Origin of the sequence: Micromonospora sp. NPDC023966 (assembly GCF_040639095.1) — a bacterium.
Taxonomy (GTDB): Bacteria; Actinomycetota; Actinomycetes; order Mycobacteriales; family Micromonosporaceae; genus Micromonospora.
In genome coordinates, this window is sequence record NZ_JBEZZJ010000001.1 from 402,092 (window position 1) to 419,828 (window position 17,737).

Sequence of the window (17,737 nt, forward strand, 5' to 3'; positions counted from 1 at the left end):
GTTTTCCGGCGGACACGGCGGTGCCCCGCCGACCGGAGTGGTCGGCGGGGCACCTCGTGGTTCTGGTGGGGCTTCGGTCAGGCGACGAAGCGGGTCTTGCGGCGGCGGGAGACCACGTAGCCGGCCGCACCGGCGGCGAGCAGGAGCGCGCCGACGCCGGCGATCAGGGCGGTGGAGGAGCCGGTGATCGGCAGCGTGCCGCCGTCACCGCCACCCTGGCCGCCGTCGCCACCCTGGCCGCCGTCGCCACCCTGGCCGCCGTCGCCACCCGGCGCGGCGTTCACCACGACCTTGGCGGTGTCGTTGGCCGGCTTCAGGTCACGGGTGAAGCCGCCATCGCACTGGCAGGTGGCATTGATCTTCACCGGTCCGGTCGCGTTGGCGATCACCTTGTCGATCCGGAGCGAGAAGTCCACCATCTCCGAGTCGCCGGCCTTCAGCACCGTCCCGAAGTAGCAGAAGTAGTTGCGCTGGCCCGGCTGACCCGGCTCGCCCCACTCGTCGCCGTTCCTGGTGATGCAGTTCTCCGGAACCGCGACCGCCGTCGTGCCCTGCGGCACGTCGAAGGTCAGGTAGGTGACGGAGCTGCCCGCCCGGTTGTGGTCGAGAGTCGCCGGGCCGTTGTTGCGCAGCCCGAAGGTTGCCTTCACGGTGGCGCCGGCCGTGCCGGTCACCGAGGTGCCGAGCGCCTCGAGATCGGTGCCGTTCTCGCCGGTCGCCTTCACCGTGACGATCGTGCCGTTGTTGTCCGGCTGCCGGTCGGCCTGGAAACCCTGAGCGGTCGCCTTGCCGGGGACCTGAGTGAGGGCCAGCTCGCCGTCGGCGCCCGGCTGACCGATCGTCTCCTCGTTGAAGTCCACATCGTTCTGGAAGTCCTCGAACTCGGCCGGGGTCATCCAGATGATCTCGCCGTACTTGGCGCTCGGGGCGTAGGTGTCCGCGCCGAGGACGTACGGCAGCGACGCACTGAAGGTGCTGCCCACGGGCAGCTCCTCGCCGAACTGGCAGGTGCGCAGCTCGTCGCCCACGTACGTGCAGTTGCTGAAGTGCTTGGCCGCGTTCATGCCGTAGTCGTTGAAGAAGATCGCGACGGCACCCTTGGCGGCGGTCTCGCCCGCGTTGCTGACCGTCGCCGGAGCGGTGAAGCTCTTACCGGGGGCGGCCGACGTCGTGATCTCCGGACCGGCGGCCAGGTCGACACCCTCGCCGACCCGGATCTTCGCGTCGTGCGAGATCGGGTCCTGGCCGGCCGCGGTCATGGTGACCTTCAGCGTGCCGGCGTCACCGTCCTTCGCCTTGCTGGTGGTCTTGAGCTGCACGTCGAAGAAGCCGGTCGAGCCCCACTCGTAGACCTCGACGTCGAACGGGTTGGTGCAGAGCAGCACGTACTCCGACGGCGTGCTGCAGTCGCTGCCAGATTCCTCGCCGACGGTCACCTTGCCGGCCAGGTCGGAGAAGTCGTAGCGAATGGCGACGTCGTGCAGCACGGTCGGGGCGGAGCTGAAAATCCTAGTGTCCCCGATCTTGCCGTCGGAGTTCGTGGCGATCGTGGTGTCGCTGAAGTAGAGGCCCAGCTTGATCTGGGATCCGCCGGCGACGGCGGGAGTGGCGGAGGCGGCGACGAACGCGCCTGCGACGCCCAACCCGGCGAGCCAGCGCCGAGTGGAGTTCGTGAACATGGTGGGGGTTCCTCCGTGGGGGGTTGATCAGGTGGAGCCCGTGGAGCTTAAAGAACCGTTAAGTCGCCCCGCTGCCCCGGGGAGCTCTCACCGGCAGATATTGACCGAACGGCTGATCAGAGTCGGTGCAATGTTCCGCCGGCCCGTACCCGTCAACAGGGCGGGACACCGGGAGGTGCAGTGACGTACGAGGAGTTCGCCGACGCGCGGCTGGGCGCCCTGCTGCGGTACGCGGTCATGCTGACCGGGGATCCGCACCAGGCCCAGGATCTGGTGCAGGAGACGATGGTCCGGGTCCAGCTCAACTGGCGCCGGGTCGCCCGCAGCGACGCGCCGGAGCGGTACGTGCGCCGGATGCTCACCAACCAGTTCGTCGACTGGCGGCGCGGCTCGTGGGCGCGCCGGGTGCTGCTGCGCGGCGAGCCGGACGAGGCGGTGCCGGCGCCGAGTGACCACGCGCAGTCCGCGGTGGACCGGGACCAGGTCTGGTCCTGGTTGTCCCGGCTGCCCCGGCGCCAGCGGGCCACGCTGGTGCTGCGCTACTACGAGGACCTGCCCGACGCGGAGATCGCCGAGATTCTCGGCTGCGCCGTCGGCACCGTCCGCTCCTGCATCTCCCGGGCCCTGGCCACCCTCCGAGCCGAGTACGTGGAGGTCTGCTGATGATCGAGGACGACCTGCGGGCCGCGTTCGCCCGGCGCGAAGCGCTCACCCCGCCCACCGGCCCGGTCCGGGCCGCCATCGACCGGGTCGTGGTCCGCCGCCGGCGCCGCCGGCTCCGGCTCCGGCTGGCGGGCACGGCGTTGGCGGTGGTGGCCGCCGCGCTGGCCGGCTTCACCGCCATCGCGCCGGGTCAGCCGGAGACCGCGGACCTGGTGGCCGGGCCCTCGCCGACGCCCACCGGCGCGCTGAACGTGCTGCTCCTCGGCCTGGACCAGGCCGGCGGGGGCCGGCGCGCCGACTCCGTGCTGCTGGTGCACGTCCCGGCGGACCGCAGCCGGCTCTACCTGGTCTCCCTGCCGCGCGACCTGCTGGTGCCGATCCCAGGCCGGGGGACCGACAAGCTCAACGCGTCCTTCGCCTTCGGCGCCGGGCCGGCCGGGAAGGATCTGGCCGCCGGATACCAGGCGACCCGGGAGGTGGTCGCCCAGGTCACCGGCGTACGGATCGACGCCGGCGCGGTGCTCACCTACCGGGCGGCCCGCGAGCTCACCGACGCGGTCGGCGGCGTGTCGGTGTGCCTGCCGACGGCGATCCGCTCGTACCACACCCGGCGGGCCTATCCCGCCGGCTGCCAGCGGCTCGACGGCGCCGCCGCGGTGGACGTGCTCCGCCAGCGGTACGGCATGCCTGACGGCGGTCTGGACCGGGACCGGAACGCCGGCCGGTACGCGGCCGGACTGCTCCGCCGGGTCGAGGAGCAGGGCGTGCTGACCAACCCGGTGCTGCTCAACCGGCTGATCACGAAGGTCGGTTCGGGCCTGGTGACCGACACCGGGGAGCTGTCCCTGCCGGCCGTGATCTCGGCGGCGGGGAAGGCGGCCACCGCCGAGCCCGTTGCCGTGGGCCTGCCGGTCCGGTATCAGGAGAAGCAGCCGTACGGGTTCCGGCTCGACCCCGCGCTGGCCCCCGGCCTGCTCGACGCGCTGCGCGGCGACCGGCTCGGTGCGTGGACCGCTGCCCACCCGGACCAGATCACCAGCCTGCGCTGATGCGGGCGGGGCCAGCCGGCCCCGCCCGCGCGGCTCAGCGGTAGTCGTCCTCGTCTGCGGTGACCACCCGGGCCTGCTCCATGGCGTCCCAGTCGCCGACCTCCAGCCCCCGGTGCGGCTCGCCGTCGGCGTCGTCGGGGGTGACCGCCGCAGCCTGCTCGACCGCGTCGGCCGGCTCCGCCTCCAGGTCCCGCTCCTCCGGAGCGAGGTGGTCGCTCGGGGCGAAGTCCTCGTCGGGCTGACCCATCTTCCCTCCCTGGATCTCGGTGCGGACAGTTCCCACCACACCGTACGGGCTGACCCGGGTCCCCGCTCGGGAGCGGGGTGGAACGGTGGAGTCGGCGATTGTCCCCTCCGGGGCGAGCACCCGGTGCCAGGATGATGGCGTGGGGTTCCTGATCCGGCTGGCGATCACCGCGATCGCACTGTGGATCACCACACTCATCGTGCCCGGCGTGGAGGTGACCGGTCGCAACGGGGCGAACACGGCGTTCACCCTGGTCGTGGTGGCGCTCATCTTCGGCGTGGTCAACGCCGTGCTGAAGCCGGTCATCAAGGTGTTCGGCTGCGTGTTCTACCTGCTCACACTCGGTCTGTTCGCGCTCGTGGTCAACGCCCTGCTGTTCCTGCTCACCGACTGGATCGCCCGCGGGCTGGATCTGCCGTTCCACGTGGACGGCTTCTGGGCGGCCTTCTGGGGCGCCATCGTGATGGCGGTGGTGAGCTGGCTGATCAGCGTCGTGGTGCCGGACAGGCTGGGGAAGCGGTGAGCGGTTCCCGGGTCGGTTGTGTCCGCCGCGCGCTCCTACGGGATACTTCCCGCGGTGGACAGCGCGGTCCGGCGCACCCAAGGAAGAGAGCGGCCTGCACGGCCGAGAGCGGTAAGTAAGGAGCGTTCGACATGCCCATCGCTTCCCCCGAGGCCTACGCGGAGATGCTGGACCGGGCCAAGGCCGGCCGGTACGCGTACCCCGCGATCAACGTGACCTCCTCCCAGACGCTGAACGCGGCGCTCAAGGGCTTCGCCGACGCGGAGAGCGACGGCATCATCCAGGTCTCCACCGGCGGGGCGGAGTACCTGTCCGGCCCGTCCGTGAAGGACATGGTGACCGGCGCGGTGGCCTTCGCGGCGTACGCGCACGAGGTGGCCAAGAAGTACCCGGTGAACATCGCGCTGCACACCGACCACTGCCCGAAGGACAAGCTGGACAAGTTCGTCCGGCCGCTGATGGCCATCTCGCAGGAGCGCGTGAAGAACGGCCAGGAGCCGCTCTTCCAGTCGCACATGTGGGACGGCTCGGCCGTGCCGGTGGCGGAGAACCTGGAGATCGCCGAGCAGCTGCTCACCGAGGCCGCCAAGGGCAAGATCGTCCTTGAGATCGAGGTCGGCGTCGTCGGCGGCGAGGAGGACGGCGTCGAGAACGCCATCAACGAGAAGCTCTACACCACCGTCGAGGACGGTCTGGCCATGGTCGACGCGCTCGGCCTCGGCGAGAAGGGCCGCTACATGGCGGCGCTGACCTTCGGCAACGTGCACGGCGTCTACAAGCCGGGCAACGTCAAGCTCCGCCCGGAGGTGCTGCACCACATCCAGGTGGCGGTCGGCGCCAAGTACGGCAAGGAGAAGCCGCTCAGCCTGGTGTTCCACGGCGGTTCCGGCTCGCTGCTGTCGGAGATCCGCGAGGCGCTGGACTACGGCGTGGTGAAGATGAACATCGACACCGACACCCAGTACACCTTCACCCGGCCGGTCGCGGACCACATGTTCCGCAACTACGACGGCGTGCTCAAGGTCGACGGCGAGGTCGGCAACAAGAAGATGTACGACCCGCGCGTCTGGGGCAAGGCCGCCGAGGCCGGCATGGCCGCCCGCGTCGTGGAGGCCTGCGAGCACCTGCGCTCCACCGGCACCACGATGAAGTGACCACCGCGTGAGCCGGAGGCCGGCACCCGATCGGGTGCCGGCCTCCGCGCGTCTCAGCTCGCGGTGAGCACCCGGACCGCCTCGCGGACGTCGTCGGTCAGGTGGACCGTGGCCGACAGGTCGCCGAACGGGGAGGCCGCGAAGAGCGGCCGCAGCAGCGACTCCACCGGCAGCTCGGTGGTCCAGTAGGTCCGGTCCAGGAAGACGTACGCGCCGCTCGCCCCGTCGGTGCCGTAGTAGGTCTTGGTGGCCGCCTGGAACACCTCCTGCACCGTGCCGGCCCGGCCGGGCGCGAAGACGATCCCGCCCCGGGCCAGCCGGAGGATGGTGTCCTCCCGGATGGCGTTGGAGAAGTACTTGGCGATCCGCCCGGCGAACAGGTTCGCCGGCTCGTGGCCGTACAGCCAGGTGGGGATGGCCAGGCCGCCCGAGCGGGCCCATTCGGTGCCGGCCGCCGCCGGGCGGGGCGTGGGCAGGGTCGGCCCGGCCGCGTACCGCGCCCGGACCTGCAGCGCCGCGTCCGTGTAGCGGTCGTGGTCGGTGAAGTCGGGCGCGCCGGCCAGCAGGTCGATCGCCGCGGTCAGCTCCTCCGCCGGCCAGGCCGCGAGGAACGCGCCCAGGTTGGCCGCCTCCATCACGCCGGGGCCGCCGCCGGTCACCACCAGCCGGTCGGCCCGCGCCAGCTCCCAGCCCAGCACCGCCGCCATCCGGTACGCGGCGCTGCCGCGCGGCACCGCGTGCCCGCCCATCACGCCCACCACGGACTGCGGCCCGTGCACGGCCAGCCAGGCCCGGGTGGCGTCGGCCAGGGCGTTGTCCACGCCGTGGTCGTGCAGCCGCTGGCCGAGGGCCTCCCGCACGTCGGGCAGGGCGCCGCCGTGCGCCCGGAAGTGCGCGTACACCCGGGTGTCGTACATCCCGGCGAAGCCGCCCTCGGCGAAGCCGGCGGCCAGGTCGTCGGCGGTGTAGAGGTGGGCCGGCTGGGTCGGGTAGGGCAGCCCGGAGAAGGGCGGCACGACGTTCGCGCCACGCCGGACCAGGTCGGCGCCGACCTCGCGGTCGGCGAACCGGCATCCCACGAAGAGGGTGCCGGTGACCTCGACGCCGCGCAGGTCGGGGACCGGGTCCAGGTCGAGGCGGAGACCCTGCACGGTCAGGCCGGCGAGGCTCCCCTCGGCCAGCCGCCGGTCGAACTCGGTCCGGGTCTCGATCTCGTCGATGCTGGTGTCGTGCGGCTCGATGACGTCCGCGGGCGGTGGGGTGGGCACCAGGTCATCCTGCCCCGGGGCGGCAAGCCGGCAAACCCGGGCGGCACGGACAGGAGCCCGGTGGCCAGGCCGCCGGGCTCCTGCACTACCCGGTCCTGGGGAGGCTCCGGATCTGTAGTTGTAGTGGAAAAAGCTCCGCCGCGGCATGGGCCGCGGGTACGTGGGCGGGACGCCGCAGGCGTGACGAAACCCTCAGCCGTTCAGCCGACCGACTGTCCGGACCCCCTCGCGTGGCCCAGGGCGAAGCGGGTTGAATGGGGCGATGCAGAACCTGTTGCCTGAGCCACCGGCCACCCTCCTGCCCGTGCACCAGGAGGCCGACGCCGCGCTGGCGGCCGCCGCCGAGCAGGACACCGACGAGGCGTTCGCCGAGGTCGCGGCCCGCTTCCCCACCTACAGCGCGGGCTGGGCGGCGCTGGCCACCCGGGCGCTCGCCGCGGGCCAGGTCATCCCGGCGTACGCGTACGCCCGCACCGGCTACCACCGGGGTCTCGACCAGCTCCGCCGCAGCGGCTGGAAGGGCCACGGCCCGGTGCCCTGGTCGCACCGGCCCAACCGGGGCTTCCTCCGCTGCCTCTACGTCCTCTCCCGGGCGGCCGGCGAGATCGGCGAGGCGGACGAGGCGGCGCGCTGCGCGCAGTTCCTCCGCGACTGCGACCCGGCCGCCGGGGACGCCCTGGCCAGCCACTGACCCGGCCGGCGGCCGGTTCCCCGCGAGGAGCCGGCCGTCGCGCCCGTCCTACAGCCCCTCCGCCACCGATGCGGCGATCTTCAGCCAGGCGTCCCGGGTGGCCGAGGAGAGCTGGCCGTACCGGATCGGCTCGCCGGTGTCGATGAGCCGCTCGTACGGCGCCAGCAGCACCGCCCGGGTCCGCGCGGCGAAGTGCTCCTGGATGGCCGGCAGGTCGATCTCCTTGCGGGACGGCGGCATCGACACCACCGTCACCGCCTGCCGGACCAGCCGCTGCCGGCCGCTCTGCTCCAGGTGGTCGAGCATCCGGGCGGCGGTCTCGGCCGAGTCGTTCCGCGCCGACATGGTGACCACCAGCTGGTCGGTGGCGTCCATGGCGGCCTGCCAGTTCTGCGCGCGGACGTTGTTCCCGGTGTCCACGAAGATCAGCTTGTAGAAGCGGCTGACCACCTCGCGGATCTCGGCGAACGCCGCGGCCGTCAACATCTCGCCGCCGGTCGCCGACTCGTCCGAGGCGAGCACGTCGAACATCCCCTCGCCCTGCGAGCGGACGTACTGCGACAGGTCGCCGACCCGGCCGTGCGGCCCCTGGAACTGGGCCAGGTCGCGCAGCATGTCCCGGACCGTGCGGGAATGGAAGTCCTGCTGGGCCCGCATCCCGAGGGTGCCCTGGGTCTCGTTGTTGTCCCAGGCCAGCACGTAGCCGCCGCGCTTCTGGCCGAAGGTCATGGCGAGCAGCAGGATGGCGACCGTCTTGCCGGCGCCGCCCTTCGGGTTGACCACGGTCACCTGGCGCAGCCCGCCGAAGTTGCGGCGCACCATCTCGATGTCGCGCCGCATCTCCTGCTCCTGCCGCCCCGGCGGGAGCCGGACCAGCCCGATCTTGTTGACCACCGCCCGGACGCCCATGGTGGCGACCGGGTCGGCCGGCCGGACCTGCCGCCGCCGGGCGAAGTCCTCCGCCGTCGGCGGGGCACCGCTCGCCGCCGTCCAACCCTGCTCCGGGTACGCGCCCGGCACCGGCTGCCGCTGCCCCGGCTGCGGGGACGGCCCGGGCTGCTGCTGTGGCGCCGGCGGCTGCTGCGGTGTGCCCGGCTGCGGGGGCGGGCCGGCCTGCTGCGGCCAGGCGGGCGGATACCAGCCGGCCGTCCCGGCCTGCGGCGGCGCCGGTTGCCCGTAGCCGACCGGTCCCGGCGGGTACGCCGTCCCGTCGCCGTAGGGCTGCTGGAGCGGCACACCTGGCGAGGGCGGGAACGGGCCGAGCCGCGGCGCCGCGGCCTCGGGCGACCCGCCGGTGCTCTCGGGGCCGCCGTGGGAATCGTCCGGCGCCGGTGGGGCGGCACCGGCCTCGGCCGCCACCGGCCCGGGAACGGTGGGGCCGGTGGTGGGCTGCGTCGGGCCGGCGGTGCCGGGTGGGGTCGCTGGTCCGGTGGTGGGCGAGTGGACCGGGGTGCCGACCTGGTCCGATGGCGGAACTGGTCCGGTCTGCGGTGCCGGCGTGGCGGAGTCGGCAGCCGCGCGCTGCGGAGGCTGCGCCCAGGGGGACTCCGGCCGGCCGTTCGGCGGGCCGGCCCCGCGGTCGCCGGGGCTCTCCGCCGCTCCACCGGGCGTTCCGGCGTCGGTCGAGGCATCCGCCCGGACCACGTCCGCCGGTCCTTGGTTGGTCGTCGCCGGGCCGCCGGCCGCGCCGTCGGGCTCGGCCGCGCCGTGCAGGCCGGCTGTGCCCTGCATGCCGTCCGGTTGGTCGAGGGTGAACGGCAGGTTCAGGTCGACCGAGGGCTGCGCCGCGCGGGGCGCGGGCACGTCGTCATCGGTCCGCATCCCGTCGGGAGCGGGCGGACGCGGCCACGGGGTCGACGGCGGGGCGTCGGCGGGCGGAACGGGCCAGGCCGGCGCGTTCGGCTGGGCCGGGGCCGCCCACGGCGGGGCGGTGACGACCGGGTCGGTCTGCTCGGGCGGCCAGAGCGGTTCGATGTCCCGCTCCGGCACCTGCGGTTGACCCGGCACGTGGGCCCGGTCGGCATTCTCGTGCACCACGGTTCCTCCCCATTCCTCCCGCCCGAGGATAGGCCGTCCGGTCGGCCGGATGGCCCGAGCGGGATCGATGGAGGTCAGACCGTCCAGACCGCCCAGGCGCCCGGCTCGGTCCACCAGGACCGCTTCCGGCCCAGCTCCCCCTCGACGCCGTCGTCGAGGAAGGGCACCTTCCCGTCGCGGGGTACGACCGCCGCCGCGCGGCCGCGGGCCCGGCGCACCTCCAGCCGTACCCTCTTCCTGCCCAACGCGGACCGGGTGACCACGGGCACGGCCACGGCCACCTCGACCCGGCCGTCGGACGGGTCCGGGTCCGCCAGCAGCGTCACGTCGTCCAGGCGCGCGTACCCGCCGGCGTTGCCGATCGCGCAGGCCATGATCGGCTCCTCGCCGTTGCTCAGCAGGGTGCCGTCGACCTCGACCCGGGCCCGCCAGTGCAGCGGCCGGCCCGCGTCGTCGGCCGCGCCCAGCAGCGCGCCGTCGAGCGTCACCGAGCCGCCGTCGTTGCGCAGCAGGTCGAGCCGGCGGGCGGTGCCGTCCAGCACCGCGGCGGCCACCGCCGCCGGGTCGCGGGGCAGGCCGAGCTGCGCGGCCAGATCACGCGCCGTCCCGGACCGGGCCGGGTCGAGCGGGAGTACGGCGACCGGGGGCAGGTCGGGCACCGTCCGGTTGTCGGCCAGGTCGGCTGGGCGGCGGCTGGGCGGCGGAGCGTACCGCCGGACCAGCCGGCGTAGCACGGCGCGCAACTGTCCATCACTCGCCGTGGCGACGACCAGCCGGGTCTTGGAGTCGGGGTCGGGCCAGGTGAGACCGTCGGCGCGGGGCGGGCCGTCGAGGCGGGCCAGCACCTCGTCGATCTCCGCGTCCGAGCGGGCGGTCACCGTCTCCACCCGCGCACCCCGGGCGGTCAGCGCGTCCGCGCAGGCCAGCACCGGTACGCGCGGCGTCTCGCAGCGCTCCTCGGGCCGCTCGCCGGCCGCCTCGGACGCACCACCGCAGCAGGCTCCACCGCTGCCGCAGCCACCGCCGGGAGCGTCCCGCTCCGAGCCGAGGGTGAGCAGCACCACGTCGTACACGAAGGAGCCTCCTGCTTCTCGACGAACCCCTGCCGGTCCCGCCGTCACTACTTGTTAGCCTGACACCCCGGGCTCGCCGACCGGTCGCCACCTGGCACCCGAGCCTTCTGGAGGCGGAGAAGATGCCAGCGATCGTGCTCATCGGCGCTCAGTGGGGCGACGAGGGCAAGGGCAAGGTTACCGACCTGCTGGGTGAGCGGGTCGACTACGTCGTGCGCTACTCCGGCGGCAACAACGCCGGCCACACGGTGATCACCCCGGACGGCCAGAAGTACGCGCTGCACCTGATGCCGTCCGGCGCGCTGTCGCCGAACGCGATGATCGTCATCGGCAACGGCGTGGTGGTCGACCCGAAGGTGCTGCTGGAGGAGATCGACGGCCTCGCCGAGCGGGGCGTGGACGTCTCGCGGCTGCGGATCTCGGGTGACGCGCACCTCATCATGCCGCACCACCGGGCGCTGGACCGGGTGGTCGAGCGCTACCTGGGCAGCTCGCGGATCGGCACCACCGGCCGAGGCATCGGCCCCGCGTACGGCGACAAGGTCGCCCGGATGGGCATCCGGCTCCAGGACCTGCTGGACCCCGGCATCCTGCGCAAGAAGCTGGAGCTGGCGCTCCGCGAGAAGAACCAGCTGCTGTTCAAGGTCTACAACCGCAAGGCGATCGACCTCGACGCGACGATCGAGGAGTACCTGGGCTACGCGGAGCGGCTCACGCCGTACATCGCGGAGACCCGGGTCATGCTCTGGGACGCGCTGGACCGCGGCGACACCGTCCTGCTGGAGGGCGCCCAGGCCACCATGCTCGACATGGACCACGGCACCTACCCCTTCGTCACCTCGTCGAACCCGACGGCGGGCGGGGCGTGCGTCGGCGCCGGCATCCCGCCGACCGCGATCACCAAGGTCATCGCGGTGAGCAAGGCGTACACCACCCGGGTGGGTTCCGGCCCGTTCCCGACCGAGCTGTTCGACGACAACGGCCAGCACCTGCGCAAGATCGGCCACGAGTACGGCACCACCACCGGCCGCGAGCGCCGCACCGGCTGGTTCGACGCCGTCGTGGCCCGGTACGCCTGCCGCCTCAACGGCGTCACCGACCTGGTCATCACCAAGCTGGACGTGCTGACCGGCATGCCCAAGGTGCCGCTCTGCGTCGGCTACGAGATCAACGGCGTGCGCTTCGACGACATGCCGATGACGCAGACCGACTTCCACCACGCCACCCCGGTCTACGAAGAGCTCGACGGCTGGTGGGAAGACATCACCAAGGCCAGAACCGAGGAAGACCTCCCGGAGAACGCCCGACGCTACATCGCCCGCATCGAGGAACTCTGCGGCACCAAGGTCAGCATCGTAGGCGTAGGCCCCGGCCGCGAAGAAAACGTAATCCGCCACCCCCTCCTCCCCTAACCAGCCCCGCCCTCCCGGGCCCTCTCGCGTCGGCCCGCGTCGGCCGGCCCCGGTGATCATGAAGTTATTGCTCGGACACGCCGAGTTCGGTCGCAATAACTTCATGATCAACCCTGCCGGTTGTCGTCTGTGTCCACAGGGTTGTCCACAGGGGTCGTAAGTTCGGGCGGGGCGGTGGATCGTGCCGGGTTGTGGATGCTCTGGCGATCGTGCGGCGGGTTGCCGCGGCTCGAGACGGTGTGGTGACGCTGGCTCAGGCGCGTGCCGCCGGCTTCAGCGTGCACGAGGTACAGCGCATGTGCCGGGCGGGTCGGTGGCGTCCCCTGGCCCGTGGCGGCTATCTGGTTGACGCGGACGCCTACGACGACATCCCCCGACGTGCGCGGATCAGAGCGGCAATCGCCTCGTTCGGTCCGGGCGCCACGGCAGTGCTCGGCACCGCCGCCGAGTTGCACCGCATCGAGGGACTGGCGCGCAGCGACGTGATCCACCTGTCGGTGCCTGGCCCTGCGGCGCGACCGGTCCGTGCGTCCCATCCCGAGGTGGCGGTGCACCAGTTCGTCATCGGGCCCGGGCAGGTCCTGCGTGTGGCCGGGGTCATGGCGACCAGTCCGCTGCGCACGGTGGCCGATCTCGTGCTGCGGGAGGACCGGTACCAGGCGGTCTCGCTGTTGGATTCCGCGCTGAACCGACGCCTGCTCGATCCGGGCGATCTCGAACGGATCCCGTCGCTGCTCCGCGGGCGACGCGGCGCAGTCGCCGCGCGTGGCTACCTCGCCGAGGCGAACGGCCTGGCCCAGTCGCCGCTGGAGACGCGTACCCGGCTTCGCTGCGTTGACGGCCGGATCCCGCCGGACGCCCTTCAGGTGGAGGTGCGCGACGGCGACGGCTACCTGCTGGGCGTCGGTGACCTGGGCTGGCGCGCCGCCCGGGTCATCGCCGAGGCGGACCGCCGGCGGGCGCATGGCGGGCCGAGCGCGCTCTACGCCGATCGGCACCGGCAGAATCGCCTGGTCAACGCCGGCTGGACGGTGCTGCGCTTCACCTGGGCCGACACCCTCCGCCCCGACTACATCCCCTGGGTGGTCCGACAGGCGGTCAACGCGCGGAGACCACCATCCGGGCGGGGCGCCTCATGATCGACGGGGCGGGGTGGGGTGGTCAGTAGGATGCGCTCGTGCGGGTTCTTCTTGTGGGTGGTGGGGGGCGGGAGCATGCGCTCGCGCTCGGGCTGGCCGGCGATCCCTCTGTTTCGGCGCTGGTGGCGGCTCCGGGAAATCCCGGGATCGCGGCGGTGGCTGAGCTGCGGGAGGTGAACGCCACCGATCCGGCCGCGGTCGCGGCGCTCGCCGTCGAGGTGGCGGCCGACCTGGTGGTGATCGGGCCGGAGGCGCCGCTGGTGGCGGGGGTTGCCGACGCGGTCCGCGCCAAGGGCATCGCGGCGTTCGGTCCGTCGGCCGAGGCGGCCCGGCTGGAGGGCTCGAAGACGTTCGCCAAGGACGTGATGACCGCCGCCGGCGTGCCGACCGCCCGGGCGTACACCTGCACCGACGCGGCGAGCGTCGGGAAGGCGCTGGACGAGTTCGGCGCGCCGTACGTGGTGAAGAACGACGGGCTGGCCGCCGGCAAGGGCGTCGTGGTGACCGACGATCGCGCCACCGCCGAGCGGCACGCCGAGGAGTGCGGCCGGGTGGTGATCGAGGAGTACCTGGCCGGTCCCGAGGTCTCCCTCTTCGTGGTCACCGACGGCGAGGCCGCCGTGCCGCTGCTGCCCGCCCAGGACTTCAAGCGGGTCGGCGACGGCGACACCGGGCCGAACACCGGTGGCATGGGGGCGTACGCGCCGCTGCCCTGGGCCCCGCCCGGCCTGGTCGACGAGGTGATGCGCGACGTGGTGCACCCGACGCTGGCGGAGTTGTGCCGGCGGAGCACCCCGTTCGCCGGCCTGCTCTACGTGGGCCTGGCGATGACCGCCGCCGGCCCGCGCGTGATCGAGTTCAACGCCCGCTTCGGCGACCCGGAGACCCAGGTGGTGCTCGCCCTGCTGGAGACGCCGCTGGGCGGGCTGCTGCACGCCGCCGCCACCGGCACGCTGGCCGCGCACCCGCCGCTGCGCTGGCGCGACGGCGCGGCGGTCACCGTCGTGGTGGCGGCCGAGGGCTATCCGGCGGCGCCGCGTACCGGTGATGTGATCACCGGCGTGGACCGCGCCGGGGTCATCCACGCCGGCACCCGCCGGGACGCCGACGGCACGCTGCGCTCCGCCGGGGGCCGGGTCCTCTGCGGTACGGCCACCGGCCCCGACCTGGCCGCCGCGCGGGATGCCGCCTACGAGGTGGTACGCGGCATCGAGCTGGCCGGCTCGCACCACCGCTCCGACATTGCCGCAGCCGCCGTGGACGGCCGGATCGGTCTTCCCGCCTGACGGGGCGACCCCGGCTGGCCTCGCCTCAGGCCGAGTGGTTGGCGAGACGATGGCCGCGTCGCTGGTCACCGACAACCAGCGGCCGGCGGTGACCGCGCAGGGTTTGGCGCAGCTAGTCGTGCTCGGTCGGGCCCCCGGGCCGATCCACCAGGCTTGAGCCGGTTCCGCCCGGCTGCTCCGGGCGGTCGGCCGGCGCGCTGCCGATCATCCGGTCGAGCACGTTGGCGGTGGCCCGCTCGATCCGCTCGTCGCGGTTCCCGCGCCGGTTCAGCGCCATGGTCCAGGAGAGGGTGCCGGTGGCGAAGACCACCGCGCCCCCGGGCGTCTCGTACACGTGGGTGTTCTGTATCCGCCGCCCACCCTGCTGGGCGGGGTAGGGCGAGGCGCTGAGCAGGGTGTCGTCGACCCCGACGGGCCGGGCGGTGGTCGGGTGGACGCCGTCCGCCTCGCCGCCGACGATCCCGGGGATGCGGTCGCCGTCGGCCACCCCGGTCCCGGCCCACACCCAGTGGTCCGCAGACCGGACCACCAGCGGCTGCGGGGTGACGACGATGCCGTTGTACTGGACGCCGAGCAGCGCCTGCTCGGGGAGGTCGAGGTTGCGCCAGGTCACCGTCGGCCCGGTGGCGTCCTCGTCCGGGTCGGGGGTGGCCTTGGCGCAGGCGACGACCCGTTCGGCGCGGCCGTCGGCGGCGGGACGCACCCGGATGTGCCAGTAGACGCTGTTGGCGCCGAGGAAGGCGAGGCTGGTGCCGCCGGCCAGCCCGGCCTCGGCGGCCCGGCGCATCTCCGCCGACCAGTACTCGTCGTGCCCGCAGAACACCAGCCCGCGGTGCCGGGCCGGGTCGAGCCGGCCGGAGTGCAGGTCGAAGCTGGTCGCGTAGCTGACGTCGTAGCGGTTGCGCTCCAGCCACTGGACGGCGTCGTGGTCCCGGCTGAACTGCGCCGGCAAGCCGGCGCCGGCGTACGGCCGGTCGAAGGAGACCTCGCGCGCCCGCAGCGCCGGATCGCGCCGCCCGCTGGCCGCGTAGCCGTTGTAGAGGCTTTTGCCGGCCCGCCGGTCCCGCGGCCACTGGTTGTACGCCTGCCAGGTGGTCACCGGCAGCACCACGCAGAGCGCGGCGGCCCGCCGGTCGTCCCGCACTACGAACGGGGTGCACGCGCGCCAGCCGTCGGCGGAGGTGAAGACCGCCTGGTAGAGGCCGGAGGTCCAGTCCTCGGGGATGCGGAGGGTCCAGGACACCGGCCAGCGACAGGCGATCGCCCCGGTGGCCCGGTCGGCGGCCGGCACCGGCTGCGGCGTGCCGTCCATTTCCGGGCTGGTCAGCATGGTCCGGGCGCCGGCGCCGTCGTACCAGCCGAGCCGGTGCACGGTGATCCGGAACCGGCCGGCCGGGTTGACCGCGACGTGGAAGTCGACGGACTCGCCGGGGGCGAGGCTGGTCGTCGAGGCGTACCCCTGGATCTGCCGCCGCCGGTCGTCGGCGGCCCGGGTGTCGTCCGGCCACCAGGGCTCGCCGGCCGCGCGGTTCTCCACCTCGACCGGCGGGGACTGGCGGCGGACGGGCGGGTCGCCGCGGCGGCGGCTGAGCACGGGCTCGCTGGTGCCGAGCGCCGTGGCGGAGACGCCGCCCAGCAGAAGGCCGAGGGCCCAGCGCCGACGGATCCGGACCATACGAGCGGCTCCCGGTGGGGTGAGAGACTCCGCCGGTAGCGCCGGCGCAGGGGGAAGGTACCACCGGCGGCGTTCGCCCGTCCGTCCCCTGTGGATCAGCCGTAGTAGCGGCGCAGTTCGCGGCTGAGCACCTTGCCGGTGGCGTTGCGCGGCAGGTACTTCACGAACACCACGTCCCGGGGCACGGAGAAGCGGGCCAGGTAGTGCCGGACGTACTCGCGGACCGCCTCCGGGTCGAGTGTCTCGCCGGGGTGCAGGGCCAGGAACGCGGCCAGCCGCTGGCCGTAGTCGGCGTCCGGCACCCCGATCACCGCGACCTCGCGGACCTGCGGCAGCCGGGCGATGAGGTCCTCCACCTCGGACGGGAAGACGTTCTCCCCGCCGGAGACGATCATGTCGTCGGCCCGCCCGTCGACGAAGAGCAGGCCGTCGGCGTTCAACCGGCCCAGGTCGCCGGTGTCCAGCAGGCCGTCGCGGCTCTCCCGGCCGGCCCCCGAGGTGTAGCCCTCGAAGAGCATCTCGTTGCCCACGAAGATCCGGCCGACCCGTCCGTCCCGGATCGGTTCGCCGGCGTCGTCCACGATTTCGAGCCGGGTGCCGTGCGGCGGGCGGCCCGCCGTGGTGGGGGCGGCGCGCAGGTCGGCCGGGCCGGCGATGGAGGCCCAGGAGACCTCGGTCGAGCCGTAGAGGTTGTAGACGACGTCGCCGTAGCGGTCCATGAAGGCGGTGGCCAGGCCGCCGGGGAGGGCGGAGCCGCTGACCGCGACCACCTTGAGCGGTGGCCGGGGCTCGGGCGGCGGCACCTCCATCAGCCGTTGCAGCATCACCGGTACGGCGAAGAGCGCGTCGCAGGACCACCCGGCCAGGGCGGCCAGCGTGGCGGCCGGGTCGAACCGCCGGTGCAGCACGATCGTGGCGCGCAGCGCGAAGCACACCTGCAGGGCGGCGTACCCCCAGGTGTGGAAGATCGGCGCGGCGATCAGCACGGTGTCGTGCACGTGCAGCGGGATGCGGTCGATGATGGACACGAGCGGGCCGAAGCCGTGCGGCGTGGGTCGGCGGGCGCCCTTGGGTGCGCCGGTGGTGCCGGAGGTGAGCACGATGGTCCGGCCGTCCCGCTCCGGCGGCTGGAGCTGGTCCCCGGGCAGCGCGCCGGCGATCAGCTCCTCCTGGCGGCGCTCGTCGACCCGGTGCAGCTCGGCGGGGAGGCCGAGGACCCGCTCGGCGAACTCGGCGTCGTGCACGAGCACGCGCAGGCCCTGCTCCTCGGTCACGGTGGCCAGCTGTGCCGCGGACAGACCGGTGTTGACCAGTACGGCGTCCGCGCCGAGCAGCATCGCGGCGACAATCGCCTCGATCAGGCCGTGGTGGTTGCGGCAGAGCACACCCACCCGGTCGCCGCCCTGCACGCCGAGGCCGGCCCGCATCGACCGGGCCAGCCGTTCCGACCGGTCCAGCAGTTCCTGGTACGTCAGCGCGGCGCCGTGCTCGTCGACGACGGCGGTGCGCCCGGGGTCGCGGGCGGCGGCCTGGCGCAGCTCCCCGGCGAGGCTCCAGCCCCACCGGCGCAGCGCGTTGAGTTGGGAGGCCACCCGGATCGGGCGGCCCGGGTTGAGCAGTCCGTGTCGCGTCAGCGTGGCGACGATGAACGGCAGGTCCAAGTCGCAACCCTCCTTCGCGTTCGTGGTCTCCCGATCATGCACCGGCGGCGGCGCGGGGCCCAGCCGACGTGATCAGTCGCCCAGTCCGCGGACACCCGGAACGTGGACCGGCGGCCCGACCCGCGACGGGGTACCGCCCGGCACGGCGGTGCCGTCGCGGGTCGGGTCGGGGTCCGCCGG

15 protein-coding genes are annotated in these 17,737 nt (G+C 73.5%); 8 read left to right on the plus strand and 7 right to left on the minus strand.

Annotated features, from left to right (window positions below):
• Window positions 1–77: 77 nt before the first annotated feature.
• Entirely contained in the window at window positions 78–1,679 is a 1,602-nt protein-coding gene (locus tag AB0F68_RS01915; RefSeq protein WP_357332149.1) for an LPXTG cell wall anchor domain-containing protein, read from the minus strand.
• 180 nt (window positions 1,680–1,859) lie between these two features.
• Between AB0F68_RS01915 and AB0F68_RS01920 the strand changes: the two genes are divergently transcribed.
• Both AB0F68_RS01920 and AB0F68_RS01925 read left to right on the plus strand, forming a co-directional pair.
• A complete protein-coding gene (locus AB0F68_RS01920; RefSeq protein ID WP_357332151.1) occupies window positions 1,860–2,342 on the plus strand; it encodes a SigE family RNA polymerase sigma factor in 483 nt (160 codons plus the stop codon).
• Window positions 2,342–3,391, plus strand: a complete 1,050-nt coding sequence (locus AB0F68_RS01925; RefSeq protein WP_357332153.1) for an LCP family protein — start codon at window positions 2,342–2,344, stop codon at window positions 3,389–3,391. Before AB0F68_RS01920 ends, AB0F68_RS01925 begins: the two co-directional genes overlap by 1 nt.
• Window positions 3,392–3,425: 34 nt before the next feature.
• Here AB0F68_RS01925 and AB0F68_RS01930 read toward each other — a convergent pair whose 3' ends face one another.
• Window positions 3,426–3,638: a hypothetical protein gene (locus AB0F68_RS01930; protein WP_262283518.1), complete on the minus strand. Its 213-nt coding sequence runs from the start codon at window positions 3,636–3,638 to the stop codon at window positions 3,426–3,428.
• A gap of 139 nt (window positions 3,639–3,777) precedes the next feature.
• Here AB0F68_RS01930 and AB0F68_RS01935 point away from each other — a divergent pair, with 139 nt between their 5' ends.
• Window positions 3,778–4,161, plus strand: a complete 384-nt coding sequence (locus AB0F68_RS01935) for a phage holin family protein (RefSeq protein ID WP_262283517.1) — start codon at window positions 3,778–3,780, stop codon at window positions 4,159–4,161.
• A 131-nt stretch (window positions 4,162–4,292) separates the two neighbouring features.
• Entirely contained in the window at window positions 4,293–5,315 is a 1,023-nt protein-coding gene (gene fbaA / locus AB0F68_RS01940) for a class II fructose-bisphosphate aldolase (RefSeq protein WP_107077057.1), read from the plus strand.
• Window positions 5,316–5,368: 53 nt separating this feature from the next.
• Here the strand turns inward: fbaA and AB0F68_RS01945 are convergent, their stop codons facing one another.
• Window positions 5,369–6,583, minus strand: coding sequence for a hypothetical protein (locus tag AB0F68_RS01945; RefSeq protein WP_357332156.1), 1,215 nt, complete (start codon window positions 6,581–6,583; stop codon window positions 5,369–5,371).
• A gap of 262 nt (window positions 6,584–6,845) precedes the next feature.
• Between AB0F68_RS01945 and AB0F68_RS01950 the strand changes: the two genes are divergently transcribed.
• On the plus strand, window positions 6,846–7,274 hold the full coding sequence (locus tag AB0F68_RS01950) for a DUF3151 domain-containing protein (RefSeq protein WP_357332158.1): 429 nt from the start codon (window positions 6,846–6,848) through the stop codon (window positions 7,272–7,274).
• Between the two features lie 48 nt (window positions 7,275–7,322).
• Here the strand turns inward: AB0F68_RS01950 and AB0F68_RS01955 are convergent, their stop codons facing one another.
• Complete coding sequence (locus AB0F68_RS01955; RefSeq protein WP_357332160.1) at window positions 7,323–9,311, minus strand: chromosome partitioning protein; 1,989 nt, start codon at window positions 9,309–9,311, stop codon at window positions 7,323–7,325.
• 74 nt (window positions 9,312–9,385) lie between these two features.
• On the minus strand, window positions 9,386–10,384 hold the full coding sequence (locus AB0F68_RS01960; protein WP_357332162.1) for a diacylglycerol kinase family protein: 999 nt from the start codon (window positions 10,382–10,384) through the stop codon (window positions 9,386–9,388).
• Window positions 10,385–10,506: 122 nt separating this feature from the next.
• Between AB0F68_RS01960 and AB0F68_RS01965 the strand changes: the two genes are divergently transcribed.
• The 3 genes from AB0F68_RS01965 (at window position 10,507) to purD (ending at window position 14,221) form a co-directional block, all read left to right on the plus strand.
• On the plus strand, window positions 10,507–11,796 hold the full coding sequence (locus AB0F68_RS01965) for an adenylosuccinate synthase (protein ID WP_357332164.1): 1,290 nt from the start codon (window positions 10,507–10,509) through the stop codon (window positions 11,794–11,796).
• 209 nt (window positions 11,797–12,005) lie between these two features.
• Window positions 12,006–12,935: a type IV toxin-antitoxin system AbiEi family antitoxin domain-containing protein gene (locus AB0F68_RS01970; RefSeq protein WP_357332866.1), complete on the plus strand. Its 930-nt coding sequence runs from the start codon at window positions 12,006–12,008 to the stop codon at window positions 12,933–12,935.
• Between the two features lie 38 nt (window positions 12,936–12,973).
• Window positions 12,974–14,221 carry a phosphoribosylamine--glycine ligase gene (gene purD, locus AB0F68_RS01975; protein WP_357332166.1) on the plus strand — a complete coding sequence of 416 codons (1,248 nt, stop codon included), beginning with the start codon at window positions 12,974–12,976 and terminating at the stop codon, window positions 14,219–14,221.
• A 112-nt stretch (window positions 14,222–14,333) separates the two neighbouring features.
• Here the strand turns inward: purD and AB0F68_RS01980 are convergent, their stop codons facing one another.
• Window positions 14,334–15,896 (minus strand): N,N-dimethylformamidase beta subunit family domain-containing protein, encoded by a 1,563-nt coding sequence (locus tag AB0F68_RS01980; protein ID WP_357332168.1) that lies wholly within the window; start codon window positions 15,894–15,896, stop codon window positions 14,334–14,336.
• Window positions 15,897–15,991: 95 nt separating this feature from the next.
• Complete coding sequence (locus AB0F68_RS01985; protein ID WP_357332170.1) at window positions 15,992–17,557, minus strand: AMP-binding protein; 1,566 nt, start codon at window positions 17,555–17,557, stop codon at window positions 15,992–15,994.
• Window positions 17,558–17,737 lie beyond the last annotated feature (180 nt).